The 24461-nt window shown below is 46.6% G+C and carries 22 protein-coding genes and 2 pseudogenes; 8 read left to right on the top strand and 16 right to left on the bottom strand.

Annotated features, from left to right (window positions below; all coding sequences use genetic code 11):
• Nucleotides 1-64 precede the first annotated feature (64 nt).
• Together C8R30_RS16710 and C8R30_RS16705 are read right to left on the bottom strand one after the other, a co-directional pair.
• Nucleotides 65-1198: pseudogene (locus tag C8R30_RS16710) on the bottom strand (c-type cytochrome); the annotation flags it as partial.
• A gap of 153 nt (nt 1199-1351) precedes the next feature.
• Nucleotides 1352-1612 (bottom strand): annotated as a pseudogene (locus C8R30_RS16705) (c-type cytochrome); the annotation flags it as partial.
• A 534-nt stretch (nt 1613-2146) separates the two neighbouring features.
• Here C8R30_RS16705 and C8R30_RS12565 point away from each other — a divergent pair.
• Nucleotides 2147-3976: a sigma 54-interacting transcriptional regulator gene (locus C8R30_RS12565; protein WP_090671501.1), complete on the top strand. Its 1830-nt coding sequence runs from the start codon at nt 2147-2149 to the stop codon at nt 3974-3976.
• 161 nt (nt 3977-4137) lie between these two features.
• A complete protein-coding gene (locus C8R30_RS12560; protein ID WP_090671503.1) occupies nt 4138-5385 on the top strand; it encodes a TraB/GumN family protein in 1248 nt (415 codons plus the stop codon).
• Between the two features lie 87 nt (nt 5386-5472).
• On the opposite strand, the gene C8R30_RS12555 is transcribed toward C8R30_RS12560, so the two are convergent.
• The 7 genes from C8R30_RS12555 to C8R30_RS12525 form a co-directional block, all read right to left on the bottom strand.
• A complete protein-coding gene (locus tag C8R30_RS12555) occupies nt 5473-6219 on the bottom strand; it encodes a TerC family protein (protein ID WP_090671506.1) in 747 nt (248 codons plus the stop codon).
• A 162-nt stretch (nt 6220-6381) separates the two neighbouring features.
• Nucleotides 6382-6804: a monovalent cation/H(+) antiporter subunit G gene (gene mnhG / locus C8R30_RS12550; RefSeq protein WP_090671509.1), complete on the bottom strand. Its 423-nt coding sequence runs from the start codon at nt 6802-6804 to the stop codon at nt 6382-6384.
• Nucleotides 6801-7082, bottom strand: coding sequence for a K+/H+ antiporter subunit F (locus C8R30_RS12545; RefSeq protein WP_090671512.1), 282 nt, complete (start codon nt 7080-7082; stop codon nt 6801-6803). Before C8R30_RS12545 ends, mnhG begins: the two co-directional genes overlap by 4 nt.
• Nucleotides 7079-7564, bottom strand: coding sequence for a Na+/H+ antiporter subunit E (locus C8R30_RS12540; RefSeq protein ID WP_090671515.1), 486 nt, complete (start codon nt 7562-7564; stop codon nt 7079-7081). The genes C8R30_RS12545 and C8R30_RS12540 overlap by 4 nt, the downstream gene beginning before the upstream one ends.
• Nucleotides 7561-9192, bottom strand: a complete 1632-nt coding sequence (locus tag C8R30_RS12535) for a monovalent cation/H+ antiporter subunit D (RefSeq protein ID WP_090671518.1) — start codon at nt 9190-9192, stop codon at nt 7561-7563. The genes C8R30_RS12540 and C8R30_RS12535 overlap by 4 nt, the downstream gene beginning before the upstream one ends.
• Complete coding sequence (locus C8R30_RS12530) at nt 9189-9533, bottom strand: Na+/H+ antiporter subunit C (RefSeq protein ID WP_090671521.1); 345 nt, start codon at nt 9531-9533, stop codon at nt 9189-9191. The genes C8R30_RS12535 and C8R30_RS12530 overlap by 4 nt, the downstream gene beginning before the upstream one ends.
• Complete coding sequence (locus C8R30_RS12525; RefSeq protein WP_107790247.1) at nt 9533-12445, bottom strand: monovalent cation/H+ antiporter subunit A; 2913 nt, start codon at nt 12443-12445, stop codon at nt 9533-9535. The genes C8R30_RS12530 and C8R30_RS12525 overlap by 1 nt, the downstream gene beginning before the upstream one ends.
• Before the next feature lie 393 nt (nt 12446-12838).
• Here C8R30_RS12525 and C8R30_RS12520 point away from each other — a divergent pair, with 393 nt between their 5' ends.
• Nucleotides 12839-14116, top strand: a complete 1278-nt coding sequence (locus C8R30_RS12520) for an AI-2E family transporter (RefSeq protein WP_107790246.1) — start codon at nt 12839-12841, stop codon at nt 14114-14116.
• Between the two features lie 66 nt (nt 14117-14182).
• Here C8R30_RS12520 and C8R30_RS12515 read toward each other — a convergent pair whose 3' ends face one another.
• Nucleotides 14183-14743 (bottom strand): YqaA family protein, encoded by a 561-nt coding sequence (locus C8R30_RS12515; protein WP_107790245.1) that lies wholly within the window; start codon nt 14741-14743, stop codon nt 14183-14185.
• Between the two features lie 410 nt (nt 14744-15153).
• On the opposite strand from C8R30_RS12515, the gene C8R30_RS12510 reads away from it, so the two are divergent.
• Both C8R30_RS12510 and C8R30_RS12505 read left to right on the top strand, forming a co-directional pair.
• Nucleotides 15154-16590: an ATP-binding protein gene (locus C8R30_RS12510; protein ID WP_107790244.1), complete on the top strand. Its 1437-nt coding sequence runs from the start codon at nt 15154-15156 to the stop codon at nt 16588-16590.
• The gene (locus C8R30_RS12505; protein ID WP_107790243.1) at nt 16587-17231 is read left to right on the top strand and encodes a response regulator; all 645 of its coding nucleotides are present in this window, start codon (nt 16587-16589) and stop codon (nt 17229-17231) included. Before C8R30_RS12510 ends, C8R30_RS12505 begins: the two co-directional genes overlap by 4 nt.
• On the opposite strand, the gene C8R30_RS12500 is transcribed toward C8R30_RS12505, so the two are convergent.
• From C8R30_RS12500 to C8R30_RS12480, 5 genes are all read right to left on the bottom strand, one after another.
• Nucleotides 17219-17932, bottom strand: a complete 714-nt coding sequence (locus tag C8R30_RS12500) for an IS6 family transposase (protein ID WP_090671537.1) — start codon at nt 17930-17932, stop codon at nt 17219-17221. The genes C8R30_RS12505 and C8R30_RS12500 overlap by 13 nt on opposite strands.
• A gap of 78 nt (nt 17933-18010) precedes the next feature.
• Nucleotides 18011-18358 (bottom strand): type II toxin-antitoxin system RelE/ParE family toxin, encoded by a 348-nt coding sequence (locus tag C8R30_RS12495; protein WP_090671540.1) that lies wholly within the window; start codon nt 18356-18358, stop codon nt 18011-18013.
• Nucleotides 18345-18641, bottom strand: a complete 297-nt coding sequence (locus C8R30_RS12490; RefSeq protein WP_090671543.1) for a type II toxin-antitoxin system ParD family antitoxin — start codon at nt 18639-18641, stop codon at nt 18345-18347. Before C8R30_RS12490 ends, C8R30_RS12495 begins: the two co-directional genes overlap by 14 nt.
• 122 nt (nt 18642-18763) lie before the next feature.
• Nucleotides 18764-19192 carry a type II toxin-antitoxin system VapC family toxin gene (locus C8R30_RS12485; protein ID WP_107790242.1) on the bottom strand — a complete coding sequence of 143 codons (429 nt, stop codon included), beginning with the start codon at nt 19190-19192 and terminating at the stop codon, nt 18764-18766.
• Nucleotides 19189-19434, bottom strand: coding sequence for a type II toxin-antitoxin system prevent-host-death family antitoxin (locus tag C8R30_RS12480; RefSeq protein ID WP_090671549.1), 246 nt, complete (start codon nt 19432-19434; stop codon nt 19189-19191). Before C8R30_RS12480 ends, C8R30_RS12485 begins: the two co-directional genes overlap by 4 nt.
• Before the next feature lie 228 nt (nt 19435-19662).
• On the opposite strand from C8R30_RS12480, the gene C8R30_RS12475 reads away from it, so the two are divergent.
• Entirely contained in the window at nt 19663-20067 is a 405-nt protein-coding gene (locus tag C8R30_RS12475; RefSeq protein WP_090671552.1) for an MbcA/ParS/Xre antitoxin family protein, read from the top strand.
• 77 nt (nt 20068-20144) lie between these two features.
• The gene (locus C8R30_RS12470) at nt 20145-20753 is read left to right on the top strand and encodes an RES family NAD+ phosphorylase (RefSeq protein ID WP_239654083.1); all 609 of its coding nucleotides are present in this window, start codon (nt 20145-20147) and stop codon (nt 20751-20753) included.
• Between the two features lie 228 nt (nt 20754-20981).
• Here the strand turns inward: C8R30_RS12470 and C8R30_RS12465 are convergent, their stop codons facing one another.
• A complete protein-coding gene (locus tag C8R30_RS12465) occupies nt 20982-21713 on the bottom strand; it encodes a hypothetical protein (RefSeq protein WP_107790241.1) in 732 nt (243 codons plus the stop codon).
• Between the two features lie 655 nt (nt 21714-22368).
• On the opposite strand from C8R30_RS12465, the gene C8R30_RS12460 reads away from it, so the two are divergent.
• Nucleotides 22369-24453, top strand: coding sequence for an AarF/UbiB family protein (locus tag C8R30_RS12460; protein WP_090671561.1), 2085 nt, complete (start codon nt 22369-22371; stop codon nt 24451-24453).
• The last annotated feature ends 8 nt before the right edge of the window (nt 24454-24461 follow it).

Genomic DNA, 24461 nt, shown 5'->3' with positions numbered 1-24461 from the left:
CACAATATTTTTTGTGCTTGCCTCGTTTTGTTTAAAACACTCAATTTGTAGAGACCCCCTAAAGCTATGACCGTTTTCCTCTGCTCCGATCGACTTCTGCCGGGTTGACCCGGCTCGCCTTATTGCCCCATGCATTCCTGATAAAGGACACGATGAGTGCAATTTCTTCATTGCGAAGGATTTGTTGAAACGGCGGCATCCCATAGGGGCGAGGATTTTCAACTGTGGTGGCCGGATAACCGCCGTTTAGCACAATGTGTATTGCATTCAAAGGAGAAGCCATCAATACACTTCGATTATTGGCTAGCGGCGGATAGATACCGGGTACACCTTGACCGGAGGCACCATGACAATCCTGGCAGTGTTTTTCATATAGTTGCCTCCCTTGGGCTAGATCATCATCACGATTTTCTGATTTGACCGAGGGCATGCGGGTTGTGCTATCTTCTGCTATAGATTTGAGATACACGGCCATAGCGCGAATATCTTCTGTTGACAGATGCTGCAAGCTTTGCCGAATGATCGTCGCCATTGGGCCAGAAGCGGTTGCGCGTGCCGATACGCCGGTTGCGAGTAATTCGATAATTTCCTCGACGGACCAATTACCGCTACCGGCTTCTTGCGGCAAGATCAAAGAAGGGGCATACCAATTTGCACTCATCATTTGCCCTCCGGTTAGTCCGCTATCTTCGCTCGCTCCGAACGCGTTGCGATTTGTATGGCAGGCATTGCAATGACCCAATCCCTGTACCAGATAGGCGCCTCGGTTCCATTCATCATTTTGGGTGGGGTCAGGCGTGTAGACCCCTTCCTTGAAATACAATGCGCGCCAGATAGCCAGCAGTGGCCTGAAATTGAAGGGAAATCGAATTTGATTCGGTGGATTGGTTTGAGAGATGGCGGGTAAGGCTTGCAGATAGGCGAAGATTGCATTGGCATCCTGCCGGGTTACTTTGGTGTATTCCGTATAAGGAAAAGCAGGGTAGAGCAGTCGACCGTCGCGGGATTTACCTTGGTGCAGTGCGCCCCAAAAATCTTCCTCAGACCACCCGCCTATTCCAGTTTCTTTATCAGGCGTGATGTTTGGCGTAACGAAAATACCGAATGAAGTCGATAATTGCCGCCCGCCCGCAAATGGTAACCCACCTGGTGCGGTATGGCAGCCCATACAATTTCCTGCACGGGTTAAATAGGCACCCAGTAAATGTTGCTCCGAATCCAATGGAGTGGGCAGCTTTTGGGACATGCCGTCCTCGCGAGGGACATGGTTGCACCGATGTGCCAGTTCGCTTGAACGTATATCGATTGGATTCGTTTTTCCCGATACGGGCTGGGTCGCCAGCCATTTTGCGATGGCGTTCACTTCATTATCAGTCAACTTTTGAGCAATTTCTGGCATGCAATCAGAGGATTGGCCGCGCATCCACCCTCCATTTCGCCAGCTGCCAAATTGTGCGGCGATATAGGCGCGTGGCAAGCCGAGCAATCCGGGAATGGCGGGTTCGGTACCCATCAAATTTTTACCATGGCAGTCACTGCAGGCTGGGATAGCTTTTGCTGGATTGCCAGCCTGAATAAGCTGCTCCGCAGTTTTGATTTCATCGGGGGACATATCGATCGATTCAGGCGCTGGGAATGGTCTGCTAAGCGTGGCGAAATAATGTGCGATTTCTGACAGATAATCATCCGACATATTTTCCAGCAAATGAGCCATCGGTTGATAGTGGCGCCGACCATCCCTGAAATTACGTAATTGATTGAGAAGATAGCCCGAGGGTTTTCCATCTATACGCGGATAATAATCATGCTGTTCAATTCGACCTGCGTCACCATGGCAGATCGTGCAGGCCTTGACACGTTCTGCCATGGTGTCCGGAACGCTTGAGGAAGCCTTTGCTGCGGATATCATCAAAAGGAGGCTGATTAGAATTATCTGTTTCATACGCGATCTTTCCTTGCTGTTGAGGCAATACGTCATTATTTGCTGCTATAGGATATAGAATGATTACTTGAATAGATACAATAATCATGCCAAAGATTAACTGTTTGATTATTAAATTAATATTATTTAATAAGACTATTGGGAATTTAAGATTCACAAATTTTTGTGACATAATTCATAAAAATTTGTGAATTGCTGAAAGAAATGGATACCTTTAGTGCGCTGTTTTGTGGCTCGCCACTATTTGCTGGGGTGATCGACGATACATTCATTTGCAGAGAACTCAATGACGTATGGCGTGTATACCTTGGCTTAACCGCAGTCGAAGCAATCGCTGTGCCGGTGGAAGAATTATTCAATTTGGCAGGCGAGCCCTCTCTTATGGATCAGATCAGGCAGGTGATGCGGCAGGAGGGTGTGATCAATCGGAAGCCGGTTTCCTTGGCAGAAACAAAAGCGGCACCGGAGCGCCTCAGGGGGTTGTTGTCGGCCTGGCGCATTCAGTCAATCTCGAACGAAAGGCCGCATACACTACTGCTATTCACTGAAACGACCGAATATTGTCAAGCAATAGACAAGCTCAACCAACTCCAAACAACGCACGAATTGATTCTGAATTCAGTAGGGGAAGGAATCTATGGCGTAGATTGTCAAGGCAATACAACGTTTGTCAATGAAGCGGCCACGCAGATACTCGGCTGGCGTGCTGAAGATGTGATTGGTAAATCATTGCATGCGATTCACCATCACTCCTATCCAGATGGCAGACCCTATCCTAGCAGCGAATGTCCAATTTACGCCGCTTTCACCGATGGTAAAGTGCACAGAGGAGATGACGAGTTTTTTTGGCATACGGATGGGACGTCTGTTCCTGTCGAGTATACCAGCACGCCGATTCGAGAAGAGGGGGTGCTCAAAGGGGCGGTGGTTGTCTTCCGTGACATTTCGGAGCGCCGGAAGAACGAGCAGCAACGTGAAGCTGCCTTCGCTCAAATAAAAATCCTGAAAGATTTGCTCGAGCGAGAACGGGATTATCTGCGAGACGAGATCAATGTCACGCTTAACTTTGGTGAAATTATTGGCGAAAGCCAGGCCTTGAAACGTACCTTGGCGCAGATCGAAGCTGTTGCTAAGACATCCACGAGTGTTCTCATTCTAGGGGAATCCGGTGTGGGTAAGGAAATGGTGGCACGTGCGATTCATGCCAACAGTGCGCGAGCTGACATGCCGTTGGTGAAAGTCAACTGTGCTTCTATTCCTAAGGATCTTTTTGAGAGTGAATTTTTTGGGCATGTTCGTGGATCGTTCACGGGTGCCCATCGCGACCGGGTGGGGCGCTTGCATCTAGCGGCGGGCGGGACGCTTTTCCTTGATGAAGTGGGTGAAATTCCTCTGGATTTGCAAGGCAAGCTGTTGCGCGCATTGCAAGAACATGAATTTGAGCGTGTGGGTGATGATAAGACGATTAAAGTGGATGTGCGTATCATTGCCGCTACGAATCGTGATTTGAAAGCAGAAGTCGAGGCGGGGCGGTTTCGTAAAGATTTGTATTATCGCCTAAGCATTTTCCCTATCGAAGTGCCGCCGTTGCGGGAGCGTGTTCAAGATATCGGACCACTCGCCATTCAGTTTTTAAACAACATTTGTTTAGAATTGGGGCGAGAGCCCATGCAGTTGACCCGGCAGCAGCTAGACAACCTAACAAACTATGACTGGCCTGGTAATATCAGGGAGCTGAAAAATATCATTGAGCGCGCGGTCATTTTGTCAAAAGATCACCGCCTCAGATTGGATCTTGCTATGTCCAGCGATAATCAAGTCGAGAAACCCTCCCTATCGACGCCCTTGGAAACAGAGGCATTCGTGACCGATGCAATTTTCCGCGAAAAAGAAAGGATGAATATGATAGCTGTTTTGCGGCATACGAACTGGCGTATATCAGGCCGAGAGGGTGCGGCTGAGTTGCTTGGGATCAAGCCTTCAACGCTTGCCTATCGGATGAAAGTATATGGCATCACGAAATCTGGTCAGTAGCATTGAAGAGATTTTTAACCGATACTTGGCTATTTTTTTCAATCATGGATAATCATGTATGAACAAATAGCTTCATGTGTCACCGGCAATGTTAGTCATGTTAGCTGTAAAAGCAGAATTAAATCTTATACAACCTTCACAGATAAAGCGTTCATCATCTCATGCCTGAATTAAAACAAGAATACCTCGATTCATCTATACAAAATACACACAGAGTTGAGACAGGCCTGCTCAAAACGATTGAGGTGGGGAGTCACAAAATTACCCTCCTTGGGACTGCACATGTTTCCCAAGCGAGTGCAGATAAAGTAAAAGAGCTCATTGCTACGGGTGAATTTGATGCTGTTGCTATTGAATTATGCCCGAGCCGTCACAATGCTATCGTCAATCCGGATTTATTAAGTCAAATGGATCTTTTTCAGATTATTCGGAAAGGCCAAGTGAGCATGGTGGCAGCAAGTCTCGCGTTAGGCGCATTTCAGCAACGCACTGCTGAAAAGCTAGGAATCGAACCGGGCGCAGAAATGAAAACGGCTATTAAAGATGCCGCAGCTGCAAAACTTCCTGTATTGCTGATTGATCGGGAGATTGGTATTACTCTGAAACGTATCTACCACCAAATGCCCTGGTGGAGAAGGGTAGAGTTATATGGCGGTCTGCTGACTAGTATCATGTCTAGAGAAACGGTGAGCGCGGAAGAAATAGAACGATTGAAAGAAGGTGATGTTCTAGAGAGCGCTTTCTCACAGTTTGCAGAAAATCAAAAGCATTTATTTAAACCTTTGATCAACGAGCGCGATGAGTACATGTCGGCGCGGCTGCTGAAGGAGAATGCTGAAAATCACTATAAACATACCCTTGCTGTAGTGGGCGCTGGACATATGAAGGGAATTGAACGGATATTGAAGAGTGCGAGTATCCCTGATCCTGATAAGACAATTCAACAACTTGATGTTATTCCAAAGTCTATAAGCTGGTTTAAATTTTTCCCTTGGGTCATCGTGGTATTGGTGCTGACCGGCTTTACAATAGGATTTATGCGTAGTCCCGATATAGGCATGGCTATGCTGACGGACTGGATCCTGATACATGGTGGCTTATCTGCACTAGGTGCTGCCGTAGTGCTTGCCCATCCACTTACCATCTTGACCGCTTTTTTAGCGTCACCAATTACTTCACTGGATCCTATGACAGGGGTTGGAATGTTCGCAGCCTTTGTTGAGACTTACCTGAGAAAACCTAAGGTAATTGATTTTAGTCGTCTCAGAAGTGATGCGACCAGTCTGAAGGGATGGTGGCAAAATCGAGTAACGCGAATTTTGCTCATATTCATACTTACGTCGATAGGCTCAGCACTGGGTACCTATATAGCAGGTTATAAAATATTCGAGCGAATTGTTGACAGCTAATTTTTGCTGGTAGCGCGCGAAGGCAACGTAATGTCGCGACATACGCTATAAACGCCAATCAGATGATCTCATTCGATAATACTGAGTTTATTTTGGTAAGCTCTTATTGAGTTCTACTGTGCGGCGATTTGCGCGCATCCGCAAATTTAGAATTTCCACCGCTACGGAGAATGCCATAGCAAAATAGATGTAACCTTTCGGGATATGCAGATCCCAGCCTTCTCCTATTAGTGCAAAGCCAACCAGAATCAGGAATGCCAGCGCTAACATTTTGATAGTTGGATGACGGTCAACGAAATTGCCAATTGGTCCGGCTGCAAACAGCATGACACTCACAGCAATTACGATAGCAATAACCATGATCGATAATTCGTTGACCATACCGACTGCGGTAATGACCGAGTCGAGAGAGAACACGATATCGATGACAGCAATTTGCGCAATGATTGCGCCAAATGATGCGGTTGTCACGATCGCGGTATCGGTATCCCGAGCATCGTTATATTCCAAGGAGTTATGGATCTCATGCACACTTTTCCATAGCAAAAACAAACCGCCTCCGATCAGGATTAAATCGCGCCAAGAAATTGCTTTGCTAAAAATGGTAAGCAGCGGTTCGGTCAAGGTCATGAACCAAGATAAGGTGAACAGGAGTGCTATGCGTGTGAGCATCGCGAGCATGAGCCCAATGGTGCGTGCTTTTGCACGTTGGTGCTCAGGTAAGCGACCGCATAATATTGAGATAAAAATAATATTATCAACGCCCAGAACGATTTCTAATGCTGTCAGCGTCGCTAGAGCCACCCATAATTGTGGATCAGTAATCCATTCCATAAATTCTAATAAAACAACAATAAATAGACCGAGACGAACGAGCTACTGCCGCTCAAGTTGTGATTTACACTACATATATAATTTTGCACAACGACTAGCTTAGGCGCTTAACTACTGAAAAGCCTCGGGTTAAGCGGCAATTTGATAGCCTTATAGCGATCACTACTCATGCTTACTTGAGCATTGTTCAACAGATTCGAGTTTGTCTCCCATTTTTGGCTGATCAAGTATACCCTCGGGAGGATCTACAGCGGGCACATTCGGATTGTTTTCTGAACGATCGCGGTAAAGTGCTGCACGGCCAAGCAACATCAGGGTAACAGGTGTTGTAATTGTGACGAAAATCCCGACTAGAATTTCTTGAAAGACCGGTCTGGATTGTAAAACGCTAAAGCAGATAATCGACGCCAATACGACAGCCGCTGTTCCCCAGCTTGTGCCCAGTGTCGGTGCGTGGATACGATCATAGAAGCTACGCAGGCGGTATAATCCGAATGAACCGATGAGCGTCAGGCTTCCCCCGATAAAGAGGAAAGCGGCAACAAGCCATGCTGCCCAAAAAGGAAGGTCTGCAAGGTGATTCATTCGATGACCTCGCCGCGCATCAGGAATTTGGCCAGCGCCACGGTTGCTACAAAACCTAGTATAGCGATAATCAGTGATGCTTCGAAATAGAGCGTATTGCCAGTGCGTATACCGAAAACGAGTAGCAGTAACATAGAATTAACGTAGAGTGTGTCGAGTCCGAGTACACGATCTTGCGCACGCGGTCCCTTGATCATTCGCGTCAAAGCAAGCAGCATGGCGGCTACTAGCGCAGTTTGAGCAAACATGATCGCCCAATAAAGGATAGCAGTACTCATTCAAATATCTCCAGTAAAAGACGTTCGTAGCGATTCTTGATGAGATCAAGCCAGACGGTCTCGTCTACAAGATCAAAAATATGAAGTAATAATATTCCACGTGCAGAATTATAGTCTAGCCAGGCTGTGCCGGGCGTGCTCGTTATGATAATCGCAAGTGCGGTGAGGCCTGTCGGATCGCGCAAATCGAGCGGAATGGTCATGAACCCAGATTTTCTTGCCCGCTTGTTCCCTTGTAGGATGATCTTTGTTACAGCGATGTTAGAGCGCACGATATCGTGGAGGACGATACCAGTGAGTTTGAGTAATGATTTCCAGCGTTTGAGTCGCGCTTTTGCAGGTTGAAGAGCGGCCATAGCTTGTGCAGCTATTAATGCGACGATCGTTGCGATGAGTAGTTGGCCTAATGTGAAACTGGTCAGTGACAACCACATTATGATTAGAAAGATGATCAGTAGTGGATAAGGAAGTATTTTGTTCATTTATCTTGTTCTGCTTGCCATGATGTCGCTTGCGGCGCTTCTAACACCCCTTCGATATAAGCGCTTGGGTTATGCAGACTAACCGCGGTTGCTTCCATGAAGCCCATGATTGGCCCCGCCTGGATAGTAAGCACCAGCGCCATGAGCAGCAATAGGATGACTGGAACAATCTCGGTGAGAAGCACCCGCGGGACGAGAGCGGTTATTGGCGCCCAAAATGTGCGTATTCCGGCGCGAACCAAGGCAATCAGAGCAGATAGACCTGAAAGAATGAGCAATGCAATAAACCACCATGAGGTTGATGAGATCGTACCACCTTGACCCAATCCTTCGGGGTTAATAATGGCTGTGAGAATAGCGAATTTTGCTATAAAACCAGATAGCGGTGGTAAACCTGCTAGCAAGATACTGCAGGCAGCAAAGCTGATGCCGAGTATCGCAATCGCTCCTGGAATTGCAACGCCGACTATTTCCTCATCCTCTTCCTCTTCTTCGCTTTCTCCGAAGGCCTCCATAGTAACGGCCAAAACGCTCGTAAACGCGTTTTGCCCCTTCTCTACGAGTTCGATCAGCATGAAAAACGCACTGATCGTGAGCGTGGAGCTGACTAAATAAAATAGCGCGCTAGCCGTGATATCGATTTGCGTGAGGCCGGTGGCTGCCAGCAAGGTACCAGATGAAACCAACACTGAGTAACCGGCCAGCCGGCCAAGCGATTGGGAGGCCAGTACACCGATGCTGCCAAAAATGATGGTTATCAGCCCGCCGTAGAGGAGTAGCTGTGATCCGAAACCATCGAGACCATCCTGCTCTTCTCCGTAAAAAAGGAGTGACAAGCGTAATAGTATATAAATGCCAACCTTGCTCATGATGGCAAATATAGCCGCGACGGGTGCCGATGCAGAGGTATAGGTTGTAGGTAACCAGAAACCTAATGGCCACATGCCAGCCTTGATGAGGAATGCTACCCCGAGAATGGCAATACCCGTTTCCAATAGTATGCGGTTATCTTCGATAATTTGCGGGATGCGTATAGCTAGGTCAGCCATATTGAGCGTGCCTGTTACGCCATAAATCAAGGAAACACCGATTAGGAATAGTAGCGAAGCCGTGAGATTGATGGCGATATAGTGCAGACCGGCTTTCACCCGCAGCATGCCAGAGCCGTGCAGCGCTAAGCCATAGGATGCGGCAAGCATTACTTCGAAAAATACAAAGAGATTGAATAGATCTCCGGTAAGGAATGCGCCATTCAAGCCCATGAGAAGAAACATAAATAAGGCGTTGAAATGTAGACCCGCTTTTTGCCAGCGCCCGAGTGAAAAGATCAGTGAGGGAATTGCAAGTACTGATGTGAGTACGAGCATCATTGCCGACAAGCGATCGAGTACTAAATTGATGGCAAAAGGAGAAGGCCAGTCGCCAAGCAGATAAACGATGACTCGTCCCCCATCAGCGTGTGAAATTTTCAGGAGTTCAATTGATACAAAAAGCAATGTGGCTGCCGTAAAAATCGATACACCCGCCTTGAAGCGCCGCCTACTGTCTTCAACGAATAGGAGGAGTACGCCAACTATAAATGGGGCGAGAATCGGAACGATAATGAGATGTTCAGAAGTCAAGATCATCTGTCATCTTCCTTTCCATCGACGTGATCGGTCCCTGTCAGACCGCGAGTGGCCAGTAGAACGACAAGAAAGAGTGCTGTCGTGGCAAAACCGATCACTATTGCTGTGAGCACGAGAGCTTGCGGGATGGGATCTGCAAAAGCGGCAGGGTCGATTTCGGTGCCCGGTTGGATGACGGGGGGAGCATTTACCGTAAGCCGCCCCATGCTGAAGATGAACAGGTTAATCGCGTAGGAAAGCAGCGCTAAGCCTATGATGACTTGATAGGTACGCGGGCGGAAAAGTAGCCATGTTCCCGATCCAACTAATACACCAATGCCTAGAGATAGGATTAGCTCCATCAGGTGTTCTCCTCCCGTTTTGTGGTCTCGGTTGTTCGTGAGCGGTGACTGCGGATCGACTGATGAGCCAGTGCAATAAGAATTAGGGCGGTTGCGCCAACCACCAGTGCAAATACGCCAAGATCGAAGAGCAGTGCGGTAGCAATGGGAATTTTTCCAATGAATGGCACTTCCATATATTGAAAATAGGAGGTAAGAAAGGGAAATCCAATCAGCCAGGATCCCATTCCGGTCAAAACTGCGAGTAGCAGTCCAAAAGCAATCCAGCGCATAGGAAGCATATGCAAACGGTCTTCCATCCAGCGCGTACCGCCAGCGATATAGAGGAGCAGGAAACCGGTTGCCATCGTGATTCCGGCAGCGAATCCCCCGCCTGGTAAATCGTGGCCACGCAGGAAGAGATAGGCCGCTAACAGGATGATACATGGAAACATCCACTGCATGATAACGGACGCTACTTTCAAATAGTCACGCACCGTCTCGCCATCTTCGCGGTCAGCATGTGCTTTATCATAAGCATTCTGTATACGTTGTTGCTCGGGTATCTCTATACTGTCGGGTGCAGGACGGAATCGTCGCAGCAATGCGAAAATCGAAAGCGCCACGATACCTAACACCGTAATCTCACCGAATGTATCGAATCCGCGGAAATCGACCAAGATGACGTTGACGACGTTGGTTCCGCCACCTTTCGGGTAGGCGTGCTCCAGGAAGTAGCTGGAGATCGAGCTGGGCAAAGGACTTGTCATCGTGATATAGGCAATCATCGCCATGCCTCCCCCACAAGCAGCTGCAAGGAAGAAATCGCGATATCTGCGGATATGGTCTGTCAACGTGTCTTTAAAGACTATTTCACGCCGCTTCGGTAACCAACGGAGGCCGAGCAAGATAAGGATGGTCGTTACAATCTCAACCAGAAGCTGCGTGAGAGCGAGATCGGGAGCTGAAAACCAGATAAAGGTAATACAAGTGACCAGGCCCGCACCACTCATCAAGATCAGCGCAGCTAGCCGGTGGTATTTTGCTTGATAGGCAGCCCCAAGTGCGCAGGCAATACCGATGCACCAAACGAGCGCAAAGATGGGATCGATGTCAGCAAATACAGGTAGATTAAAATGATAATTTGCAGTATAAAATGGCCAGAACCCGGCAGCGAAGGCAATGAAAACTACCAGCCGAAGCTGCGGCTGTAAGCGTTGCGTACCAAAATGTGTTTCAATCCAACGCGCCCAACGCCAGGAGATCGTCACAAGAATCTGCTCGAAGATGCGCTTTCCCTTGAAGCTGCGAATGACTGGAGGGCCATCTAGTCCTTGTGCCAAATATTTCCGAAGTGCTAGATAGAAAAGTATACCGGAAGTAAGCGCAACCACGCTCATGATCAGGGGCGTATTGATGCCATGCCAGACAGCAAGACTATATTCAGGTGTGCGTTCACCCAACACGGATACTACGGCAGTATGTAAGTAGGGGCCGATAGTGAGGCCAGGGATGATGCCTACAATAAGACAAACGAGCACGAGAAACTCTATCGGTAACCGCATCCACCGTGGTGGCTCGTGTGGCTTGCGCGGTAAATTAGCTGGTTTAGCTCCAAAGAAAACCGTATGGATAAAGCGTATAGAATAAGTAACCGCAAACGCGCTTGCAATCGTAGCGGCGTAAGGTGCAACGCCGTCCAATAACGAGGCTCTATGTTGTTCTAGAGTTTCAGAAAAAAACATTTCTTTTGACAGAAAGCCATTGAGTAGGGGTACGCCAGCCATGGCCGCGCTTGCTACCATCGCCAATGTTGCGGTAATCGGTAAGAAGCTAAAAAGACCGCTGAGCTTGCGCATGTCGCGCGTGCCGGCCTCATGATCGATGATGCCGGCCGCCATAAATAGGGAAGCCTTGAACGTCGCATGATTAATCATGTGAAAAATAGCCGCTACGGCTGCGAGCGGGCTACCAAGGCTGAGTAGGGTGGTGATCAACCCTAAGTGGCTAATGGTCGAATAGGCGAGCAAGCCTTTCAAGTCTTGTTGAAAAATTGCAAAAAATGCACCAAGTAACAGCGTACTCATGCCTGCAAGACCGACGATAAAGAACCACTCGTCAGTACCAGACATGACTGGCCAAAACCGTGCTAGAAGAAACACCCCCGCTTTGACCATAGTTGCTGAATGCAGATAAGCCGATACAGGGGTTGGCGCAGACATGGCATTAGGTAGCCAAAAATGAAATGGAAATTGTGCGCTCTTGGTCAGCGCTCCCATTAGGATGAGTAGGAGAGCGAGGGTATAGAGATCGTGCTGGCGTATCTTGTCACCCGCAACCAGCACATCGTCCAGTTCGTAGCTGCCAACAATATGTCCGATGATGATCAGGCCAGCAAACAAACACAGTCCACCCGTACCGGTAATGATCAAAGCCATGCGCGCACTATCACGTGCAGTTGCATTGTGGTGCCAATAGCCGATTAGAAGGAATGAGAAAATGCTGGTGAGCTCCCAGAAGATCGCTAGGCAAATGAGGTTTCCTGAAATTACCATTCCCTGCATAGCGCCCATGAATGCGAGCAAGAAAGAAAAAAAACGTGGTACCGGATCCTTTGGCGACATGTAATAGCGCGCATACAGCACCACAAGGAAACCAATGCCAGTGATCAGTATGGAAAACATCCATGCAAAACCATCGAGCCTGAGCGTAAAGTTTAGACCGAGCTCAGGCAACCATTCGATCGCGTAGCGTGCAACACCCCCATCTGCGACCCATGGGTGAAGGTAGGCGACAATAAACAATGTAGTTATGGTCACGAACCCCGCTAGCCATGCTTCCGCATTGCGTGCATTTGTCGGCAGCAACGCAGCAAAAATACTTCCCATGAATGGAAGGAGTATTAAGTACAGAAGAAGAGGTTCGCTATGCATAAATCAGAGTGTTGGTTTGATTTTGAGTGAAACAAATAGGCCGTATTATATCCAACTACGCTAGTAGTTTTTTTAGCTCTTCTGAATAAAAAACAGTTTCTGGGTAATTTATTAAGCGCTCAGCATGGCCAGAGGCAGGGCATTGATCATGGAAAAGTTGCAGATAAGGATCCACAACTAAAGTTGCGTCAAAACCAGTATACTTTTGTCAGTAGGCAAGGTTTGCTGAAGTCAAGATTCCGCCTGATAGTCAATGTTACCAAAAAGATAAATAACTTGAAATTGGCGGTGGCTCAGGTGTGTAATCCTTTAATAATTATTTACTGACCTGTGGTCATAACTTGCCCTTTTAATTTTGTGCAACACTCATTACTTAAAGAATCTTTAATATTTATGTCATTCAGTTTAAATAGTTTTTACGAAAACAACCGACGGATTATCATTTGGCTGATTTTGATCGGTCTGCTGTGGATACTGAATGACTTTTTCGGGTTGATTTTAATTACGTTTGTACTTGCTTTCATTGCCACACCGCTGGTTCGTATCGGCCAAAATAGATTGAAGTTGCCCTACCGCTTGTCGTTGACGCTAGTTTATATTTTTTTTCTGATTGTCCTGGGAAGTTTTGTCCGCTACGTTACCCCTAGCGTGATTGGTGAAGCTAACCGATTTTTGGATAACTTCAGCGAGGTGCAGTTGAAATTGATAGAACTGGAGCGCGATATCGGTAGCAAATATCCTGGTATAGAGCGCTCTTTGCATGGCTATATGCGGAGTGTACTGGATGAAAATACCCTACGAATTATCGATGCCGATCTCAGTGTGTATAAACAGTCTATCCAACTTGCCAGCGACGTTGATCCAGAACATGCCATCGATGATGATATTTCCGAGGCAACACGTGAGAAACTAAAAAAATATTACGACAGGGAAGCAGAATTGCTGATGAATTCACTTGTAACCAAGCAAGTGGGGAAGGTCAGCGAACATTTGCCTAAACTGATCAACCATCTTTATCAGGGGACTGGGACGATCTTGTTGGCCTTATTATTCAGCTTTCTGATTCTCTTCGATAGTATCCGCTTGGGTAGTTTAATGAAAAGTCTGCACGATTCACGTTTGCGGGATTTTTATCAAGAGACAGCGCAGCCCGTAATTCGTTTTGCTTACGTGGTTGGACGCGCGATTCAAGCACAAGCTATGATCGCTTGCGTCAATACTTTTCTGACGTTGATCGGATTAATGGTACTGGGCATCCCGTCAGTTGCGCTTTTATCTCTGATCGTTTTCGTTTGTAGCTTTATTCCTGTACTGGGCGTGTTCATATCTACTACGCCTATGGTGCTGGTTGCATTGAATACGGGAGGGCTGACTTTAGCCATCGCAGTCGTAGTGATGATTACTGTTATTCATATTATTGAAGCTTACGGTCTGAATCCTTTGATTTACGGTAAACATCTCAAGCTCAATCCAGTGCTGGTCTTAATAATTTTGTTGGTGGCTTACCATACCTTTGGTTTGTGGGGAATGGTGTTGGGTGTTCCGGTAGCCTATTATTTTATTCATGATGTATTTGGCGTTCCTTTGTGGGATGAACGTCGTTTAGAGTCAGTGGAACCATTAGAACTGAACGCCAAAGCAAATAACGATTTAGGGTCAGATAATGGGTAGGCGCTGCTTTGAGATTGTGTATTATCGAAGTTGCACCTAATTAATTTGGACTGGATAAAGTTTTTATCAGAACCAGTTGCCGGTATAGGCAATCAACCAGTAATACAGGAAAAAACGTGGAATCCGGAATGTCAGGGCGGCCAAAAAGACCGTAATCCCGCGTAACCCCATTACACCAGCAGCCCAACAGGTGAGGGAGAAGGGAAACGGCGTAATCGAACCGATGGCGACTGCCCAGTATCCATAGCGACGTATAAATTCACGGTGATCCTCTTTGAATTCACCGAGATTGCGTTTCACAAATTCAAGATGGCCTAGCCGGCGACCAATACCCCAACCCAGCATGCCAGCAATACTAGAAACTATGCCGAGTACCAAGACATACGTTGACCAATACTGTGCAAGCGGGCTCTTTGCAATGACCAACAACAGGATATCGGGGGGGAATGGGGTGACCAGGGTATCCGTTACCAATAAAATCAGGCAGAGACCTAGAAAACCAATTCGACTAACCAACCAGTCAGTGGCTACGGTCAGTTCTGCTTCGAATAGATAGCCAAGTACCGACATGACAAGAACGAAAACGACAAGCGCTATCATGGCCTTGATCAAATTTTCACGAATCATTAAAGACCTCTATGAGTTATTGATGAATTATCCATGCGAGGGAAAAATTCACAGTGTGTGAAATGTGAAAATGGAATAATGCCGATTTTTGGCCATAATAAGTCGACGCTGGCTGCATGAGTCGATTGATTGTTTTTTGTGAATAGTTAATTGGCATCTTACCAAAGATCTAAGATTGGAAAGTTAATGCTAGAAAATAAGTATGAGCGATAGTTTTTTGTTTGTCTGAAATTTCAACCAATCGAATTCATATTTTTTGCACATTCGCGCAAGACAATAACATTGCTATATTTTCGTTATTTTATTGTGTCCTTAGATTTAACCCATGATTATTTATTTTGGGGTAAACCAGGCAATCCTATTTCAATCTTACAGAATATTTTTTGCAGTAAAACCGTAATTAGTGAACCATGTCTATCCGGGTCAAACTATTTTTGACTTTTTTATTGACGACTTTATTGGTCGTCATGGGTATGCATTTTTTTTCACGGTGGTCATTGGAAAAGGGGTTTGCGGAGTTTGTCGAAAAAAGACAGCAGGAACGAGTAGATAAAATTATCGATGTATTAGAAGAGTATTATGCCGATCATCTTGGCTGGGAAAACCTGGTAGAAAATAAACTTCGTTGGATTTCGCTGTTGTGGCGTGCAGATCCGCATCGGCATCACCCGCCTAAATGGATCATTAAGCAAGCGCAGCGTGAGCCCGATCACCATTGGCCACCCGCAACATTACCTGAAAAAGCAAACCAGAGGTGGCCACCTTTTGGATTGCGTGTAATGTTGTTGGATAGGGACAAAACCATATTGTTTGGACGAGAAGAGCTGATTCCTCAGTTACGTTTGTATGCCATTCAGCATGACTTTGAAACGGTAGGCTATCTCGGGCTTTTGCCGGGGAAGCCGGTCAGTCAAGCCAGTGATATTTATTTTATGGAACGACAAGCCAAACTATTCTTCTGGGTTGCCTTGTTCATGGTGGTGTTGTCCGCATTGATCGCCTGGTTTTTGGCCTACCATCTGGGGCGGCCATTGAAGCGTATTACAGCAGCAGCTCAAAGACTCGCGGTGGGGGATTACAAAGCCAGGCTGCCGGTAGAATCCAACGACGAAATGGGAAAATTGGCTCGCAATTTCAATGATATGGCTGCAGCGCTGGAGCAGGCTGAACAGAGTCGCAGACGGTGGGTGGCGGATATTTCTCATGAGCTGCGCACACCGCTTTCTGTATTGCGAGGTGAGCTTGAAGCAATCATGGATGGGATACGACCACTTACGCAAGAAGCGATCAAATCACTGTCAAGTGACGTCATGCGGCTCAACCGTTTAACAGAGGATCTTTATCAGTTGGCTTTATCTGATCAGGGCGCTTTGCGCTATCGTAAGGTACTGCTTGATCCTGTGATCATTCTGCAGGAAGATCTTGCGGCCTTTATGCCAGAATTTAATAATAAGACGATTCGTGTTAAATGGCTTAACCGAGTATCCAAAACCCTACTTATTAACGCAGACCCGGACCGAATGTCGCAATTATTCCGTAACTTACTCACAAATAGCCTGAACCATACGGATCAGGACGGTCAATTGGAGATCACTACCCATCATGCCGAAGGTGGATTGGTGATAGAGTTTGCTGATAGCAGCCCGGGTGTATCTGAGCAGGATATCGATCATCTGTTTGAGCGTTTCTATCGTGTCGATAATTCACGTAATCGGTATTTGGGCGGAGCCGGATTGGGGTTGGCTATCTGCAACAACATCGTCAAAGCACATGGAGGAGCGCTTGTGGCCTTACATTCTCCGCTCGGCGGGCTTGCCGTTCGAATTACGCTACCTATTGCGCCATGAACCGTATTCTAATCGTCGAGGACGAGCCCAAATTGGCACGCCTGGAAGCCGACTATTTGCAGCATGCTGGTTTTCAAACCAGTTGCTTGGACAAGGGGCTCGAGGTTGTGCCCTGGCTAAAAGACAATGCTGTCGATCTGATATTGCTTGATTTGATGGTGCCGGGGAGGGACGGTTTGGATATATGCAGGGATATTCGTAGTTTTAGTCAAATACCGATCATTATCGTGACTGCCCGGATTGAAGAAGTGGATCGTTTGCTGGGTTTGGAAATAGGGGCGGATGATTATATTTGCAAGCCTTTCAGTCCAAGAGAAATGGTCGCACGTGTGAAAGCGGTATTGCGTCGGTTGCAACCACCAGCGACGCAACCTGTAGCACAAACTCTCAAGCTGGATCCACAAAGTTTCAAGGTACAGTACGATGATGTGGAAGTCGAATTGACCGCGGTAGAGTTTCAATTATTCAATGCTTTGTATCAACAGCCTGGACGGATTTTTTCGCGTTCGAAACTGATGGATTTGATTTATCAGGATCAGAGAGTCGTTTCGGATAGAACGATAGATAGTCATATCGGCTCTGTTGCAAAAAATGAATGTGTTTATAGTTACATCTTTGATACTATTGACTATGTATTGTAAATACCGAATTGTCTTTCAATAAGACGGATTTCTCCTGTGAGACCTTGCCCAGATTTCCAGATTTCCATCTGTCCTTTTTTGAACATGCGCATGAGTTCGAAGCCTTTGATCGTTGCATAGGCCGTTTTCATGGACTTGAAACCAAGCGTTGGTTTTATGAGTCGTTTGAGCTTGCCGTGATCAGCTTCAATAATATTGTTCAAATATTTAACCTGTCGGTGTGCCATATCCTTTGAGCATTTTCCCTCTTCCTTTAATTCATTAATGGCGGGGCTGAAAGTCGGTGCCTTGTCTGTATTGATTGTCTGCGGATGCGCCCATGGTTTTATAGATTTGAGGGCTTTGCCTAGAAACCGTTTGGCCGCTTTCTTATTGCGGGTAGGCGAAAGATAGAAATCAATCGTATCACCGTGCTTATCAATAACCCGGTACAAATACGCCCATTTCCCTTTGACCTTCACATAGGTCTCATCCACTCGCCAACTGAATCCCATGGTCGGCTTGTAGTACCACCGCAAACGCTTCTCCATCTCCGGCGCAAAGTGCTGAACCCAACGATATAGCGTTGTATGGTCTACTTCAAATCCACGTTCCAGCATCATTTCTTCCAGTTCACGATAGCTAATCCCGTATTTGCAGTACCATCTAACACAACCCAGAATCACATCCCCTTGGTAATGACGCCATTTGAAGTCGGTCATTGCTTTTCTCCACACCCCAAAAACCCATACTAAGCTGAAATACGGATTTTTTGCAACAGAACCATAATATCTGTCATGTTATGTATCTAATTCATCATCTTTCCGTGGCGTTTCACTACCCATAATCGTTTCATAATCTCTGCCGCCATAAAAGATATTAAGGATCGTTACAATTTGTTTATCTTCGTTAATCTCGAAAGCCACAACAGCATTTTTATCAATGGCAATAATTCTGAGATTCTTGCGCAAATCATTACGCTGTTGCCCTATTAAAGGTGTTGTTCTAAGGCCATGACACTTTTGGCGTAATTTTTCTAGGTATGCCCACGCGACTTCAGGAAGTTCACTCTTCTCAGTTATATATTCATAAATATCAGTCAGGTCTTTAATAGCATCAGGCGTCAGATACACTTCATAGTTTTTCATCGCTTGTCGCACTTATGCGTTGCTGATGAAGTTGCTCAAGCTTTTCAAATACCCTATCCAGTGAAACAGGTTCACCACTATGCGCAGATTGTTCCAGACGCGCTTTAATAGAAGCAAGTATTGCACTATGTTCTTCTTCTTGCCTTTGCCATAAACGCATGGCTTCACGAATAACCTCACTCGTGGAAGCATAAGCGCCGTCTTTCACTTTTTCTCTAATAATATTTAACATATCAGGTGGAAGTGTAATACTGATTTTTTCTGCTTTATCGGTGTGCTTCATTTTTTATTTCCTCCAATATTTCAATCAGTAGGATAATATCCTACTTAATGGAATTTGATAAAGCAACCTGAAATTCTTTTGCGGTAAGCGCGCGATTGCTGGTAGTAATGAGATTTATCATATTACAATTCCTCTTTAATCCACGGATTAACCAGCATGACATGAGTCGGCTCAAAATCCTTCACATTCCGAGTCATAAGATGCAAGCCATGCTGCAAGGCGGTTGCCGCAATGAGGCCATCACTGGCAGAAATAATAAAACCATCTTGTTGCGCTTTCGCGGTTATTTTTCCCCATATCGCAGCTGTTTCTGCAGTGATCGGTAATAGGCGCTCAGCATATTCGTGCTCAATTGTTGTGAACCATTGTAATAATGACTGTTTGCGCTGATTATCTGGCAAAAGCGCAATACCTTTGCCGATTTCTCCTATTGTAATAACGCTTAGGTACAGATGTTCATCTGGAACATTATTAACAGCTTCATAAACTGTAATCAATGGTTCTGGCTTATAGAGTTCGGATAACACGCATGCATCCAATAACACCCTCATAGATCAACTGACCGCATTGGACTTTTATCACGCATATCATCTAATGGGTCGATTTCATAGGGTGGAGATAGAATATATTGCTTAAAACTTTTCTTCTGCCCAACCAACCGCTCATATTCATTGCGGGAAAGAATAACCACATCACCGTCCCGGCGATGCACAATTTGAATTTTTCCAGTTAGTGCATTATTGAACAATTCACTAAATTTATTTTTTGCATCTGCAATACGCCACTCATCCATAATATTTCCTACCTAAGCCAGATTAGCTAGATTAATTATAGCTTGAATTGAGAAAAATGAAAAACAAAATTTAATCCTACTTTACTATTGATAATGTATTTATCAATAGTAAAAACACATTCTTAATCTCATTTGATTAGAGCATAAATATCCTAATTGATAAAAGTATATAAATGTACTATTATATGAATATAGTCTACATATAAACTTAAATATTGGAGACAGATTATGTTATCAGTTACACAAGATCAAGTTCAGGCTGAGAATGCCAAAGTTTCAAAAAGTGCCTTACGGGCTTTTTTTAATATAATGGACACATGGAATCTTAATGCTAATGAATCCATGACCTTATTAGGACTAGATTCGCGGAGCACGTATTTTAAATGGAAGAAGCATCCTGAAGCGGCCAATCTTAATAGGGACAAATTAGAAAGACTCTCCTATATTTTTGGTATCTATAAGGCGCTACAGGTTTTGTTACCAAAACCAGAATCTGCCGACCAATGGATAAAGCGCCCTAACTCAGCATTACCTTTTCAAGGTAAATCTGCGCTTGAGCGCATGCTCACAGGCAAAGTTGCTGATTTGTATATTGTTCGCCAATATCTTGATGGACAGCGCGGTTGGTCATGAGCTATCTTCCGCCAATAAGTCACATAAACTGGATGCCTTGCTGGAGACTGGTTTCTAGCAGGTTTCCTCCGGTTGGCTTGTTTGATCGTGTAGCAGAGCCGGAAGATCTTGATGTTGTTGTTGAGATCGAGGCTCTTACAAATAATCGTGTGCGGGATGAAGCAGGTGAGATTTCTCTTGTGCCTCCTAATGAACGTGTTACAGGCCCTGGAACTACTCCGATTATGGCGGCTTTTACGCATCTTAATCCTGTGGGAAGCCGTTTTACTGATGGAAGCTATGGTGTTTACTATGCTGCTCAGAATACTGATACGGCTATAGCAGAGACTCGATTTCACCGAACTTTGTTTCTATCGGCGACGAAAGAACCCCCAATTGAAATTGATATGCGAAGTTACGCTTCTGATCTGGATACAAGTTTGCATGATATTCGGAAACTACAATCCGAAATACCAGAAATTTATGTCCTTGATCCGGGTTGTTATACGAATGCTCAAACTATGGCAAAGAAATTACGCAATACCGGATCGAATGGCATTGTATATGATAGCGTACGATTTCCTGGAGGAGAATGTGTTGCTATTTTCCGACCTCGTATATTGTCTCCTGTGCGGCAAGGATCACACTATTGTTACGTGTGGAATGGGCAAGAAATTACTCATGTTTATAAAAAATTATCTGTGTAGGAGAGCATAAAAAGTGGTTCTGTTGCATTGAAAAATCGTTCATAGTCCTTTATGGACAATAGGTTAGCCATAATCCCGTGAAACGTTTAGAGCCTTTTGTTTATTGGCACCCAAATTTGATCCGTCATGCTGGAGCAAGGCGTTACGAGAAGAAGGCGAGCCCCCTTAAGCTAATTTTACATTTTTGGCGGGATGGGCAATATTAGCCAACTTGGTATCTAAAGGTCTTTAAGCAGATTCTTTTTTTACAAGACTTGCGAAACGGTTTGCCTGATTCCCGACAACTTTCAATAAACGGCTTGGTGAATCTTTACCAAAGCGTTCAATATTTTTCATGCCATCTGCAATACTGTAAGCACCAGAAGGAATAAAACCGAGGCTCAAGTAATTTGTAAGCACAAATCTGGTTCTATCTTTGAATTCTGCCAAGACTGTTTCTCGGCCATACATTTTGCCCTCTTCCATGAGCTTGAAGCTATCGATGACAAAGTCCTTATAAGGCCCAAAGATGTGAGAAAGGTCAGCTGTGCGCACAGCTTTAGCTGTGTTACCAAGCTCTTCATCTATATCTTCTGGCAACTGTTCACCCATCTTTGTAAACATTATGCATGTTTGAACACCTCGGATACACGATTCTTCAAGCCCGTAATTTTGCAAGAGAACATCCATTATATGGGTTGAATACCCCTCTTTACTACCATGCTTTTTCCAGATATCTGGCGTTATGAGGTCATGTGGGAAACCGGCGTCATGGCCCATGTAAGCAACCTTGGCGATGAAGGAGTTAATTGGGTTGCCTTTTGCCTTTTCTTGCTCACAAAGATTGTCGATGATGCCAAGACCATGCTCAATATGTTCATCCCAATTGTGATAGGGTAAACGCGGTTCATAAAAGGGCTTTAAATCACTCGAGAGTCGCTCCAGAAACCCAGCTTCATCTTGAACTTCTTCGTTTGACATGACAAATTCCATAGGATTTGATTATATTCTCGCGTAGTCTCATAATAAAAAGTAATACCGAAGGTTAAAAACGTGCCATTTGCCTCATTACCGAGATAATCCTGAAAATAAAAAAGATGTTACGTTAATTTAGCATCATCTGCGGTTTCAGATTAAATGAATTAACATTTCGTAGAGAGTTCGCAGTTTTGACTTGGTATCATCCGTCACATTCTCGCAGTCAATGACTCGCTTATAAGGCGTTTAGCGTGGTACAGCTTGTGATAGCGAGTCCCCATGCACTCCTATAATGTATCGAGCAGAAATGATTTGAGTCCGAGTATCCTTGGCCTGGTAATCAATATCGGCGCGGTGATTGCGCAGCTATAGCAGGAGGGCTACCGGTACGAGGTGAAGATGTCGCGCGGTTTCCACCCTTCGTTCATGCGCGGCACATGAATTAGTTAGGACGCTACGCTTTCGCAGTTCCTGAAGCAGTTACTCGAGACGAGCTACAGGCATTGCGCAATCTCAACGATGCAGATTAACCGGGTTTTGCATTCCATTGCGCCCTAAATCCCATGAACAAGATAGGCTGGCAGAATGTTTCAACATCCGTTACAGTAACAAATCCTGTAATATCTATCCTGTTCTTACTAAAGGATTTGCTGCACGTATGCAAAATCATCTGGAGAGTAATGTCATACGGCGCGTGATGGTAGGCACCGACCGCTCCGAAACCGCCGACCAGGCCGTCCACTGGGCCGCCGGGTTCGCCGACCGCTACGATGCAGAGCTGTTCGTGGTACAGGTGGTGGTGCCGCAGTATCCGTCCGCCACAGAATTCGGCGAAGCCGAACAAACGCGCGCTGCGGCTGACAACAATGAACTGGCGCACTTCGCGCGGCAGGTCGCCGGGGACCGCGGTCATGCCCGGGTCGTCATTGATGCTGATCCGGCATTGGCGATCGTCCGCGCCGCTGAGCAGGAGGCAGTCGATGTACTGGTGGTCGGCAATTTTGGCATGGCGGGTCGAAAAGAGTTTTTGCTCGGTAACATACCGAATCGCATCAGTCACAGTGCCCACTGCACCGTGATTATTGTAAACACCGCGCACTCTACCGGTGAGCATGCATCGGACTCGGTGCGAGCTCATCTATCTAATGACACCTCTCCTTTTGAGCCTCCACTGGTAGCGCGTGCTACGCATATCGCAGCCGTGATGGCGAAACATGGCCTCACAGAGCTGTTCGGCCAATCCAACGAACCGGATATGTCCATCCGCCGTCAGCGGGCCAAAGGCTTGCGTGCCGCCTTGGAAGAGCTGGGCCCGATATTCTCGAAACTCGGGCAAATGTTGTCAACCCGCCCCGATCTCCTTCCAGTCGAATACATTGAGGAGCTTGCCCTGTTGCAGTCCCGCGTGCCGCCAATGACTGAGAGCGAGGTCGTTCGGGTTTCTGAACAGGAATTGGGAGTCCCGTGGGAGGATGTATTCAAGTCGATCGACCCGAAGCCCCTCGCCGCCGGCACAATCGCTCAGGTCCATCGTGCGACACTCGAAAGTGGTGATCTGGTCGTAGTCAAGGTCCAGCGACCCACCGCTCGTGCTGATATCGAACAGGATCTCGCCCTGCTCGAGGTGTTTGCGGAGAAAGTCGGAAAACGTCCTGCGCTCAATCAGGTGATCGATATGGAGGCCGTGTTCAAACACCTCTCCACCTCGCTCTATCGTGAACTCGACTTCCGTCAGGAGGCCGACAACATCGGGCGGATGCAGGCGGTGCTCGCAGACTATGATCGCCTTGCCGTACCCAGAGTACATCGGGATCTGTCCACGTCCCGATTATTGGTGATGGAAGAGATCCAGGGCATACCGATCAAGCAGGCGCCGGCTGGTCCAGAGCGTATCCAGGCCGCTCGCCAACTGTTGGAGAGCTACTACAAACAGATCATCGTCGATGGCTTCTTCCATGCCGATCCCCACCCAGGCAATCTGATGTGGTGGAAGGACTGCATCTATTTTCTCGATTTCGGAATGGTCGGCGAGGTAGGGGCCGATCTTCGTGAGCATCTCTTGTTAATGTTGATGGCTCTTTGGCAGGAAGATGCCGGGTTTCTCACCGATGTCACTTTGATGATGACGAGCGCCGTCAATACCAGCGATCTCGATGTGGCCAGTTTCCAGAGAGAGATTGGGGAGGTGATGGCAAAATATCGCACAGCCTCGCTTGCCGAGATGCAGATCGGGCCGCTTCTGCAAGAAATGAGCGCGGTCTCATTACGGCACGGAGTGCCGCTACCGGCTTCACTTACGCTCGCCACAAAAGCACTTGCTCAGGTACAGCTGGCGACTGCCGAGCTTGATCCAGCACTTGATCCTTACGATGTAGCAGGCAAGTACTTGATGCGCTTGATGGTCAAACGCATGGGTACCGCGCTCAATCCAAAGACATTTGTGTATCAATCGCAGAAGTTGAAAGTACGGGTCCTGCGCGTGGTCGAGGCGGTCGAAAACCTCGTCGGTGTCCGCCCTGGCGGTCCAAAGCTTGTGGTGAACTTCCGGGCCAATTCGCTGGAGGATATAGTGCGTCACACGGGACGACGGCTGACGCTCGGTCTGATCGCTGCGGCAAGTGTCCTGACCAGCGGACTCACGGCCACGTCGACGGTTGTTGCCGAGTGGGTACCGATAACATTCGGGGTCGTCGCAGGTCTGCTGACCCTTGGTTTGGTTATCGATCTGCTGCGAGGGCGTTGAAGATAAAA

It is taken from the genome of Nitrosomonas nitrosa (genome assembly GCF_003051105.1).
Lineage (GTDB): Bacteria > Pseudomonadota > Gammaproteobacteria > Burkholderiales > Nitrosomonadaceae > Nitrosomonas > Nitrosomonas nitrosa.
The sequence above is the reverse complement of the archived record's forward strand: the minus strand, read 5'-3'. Positions and strand labels throughout refer to the sequence as shown.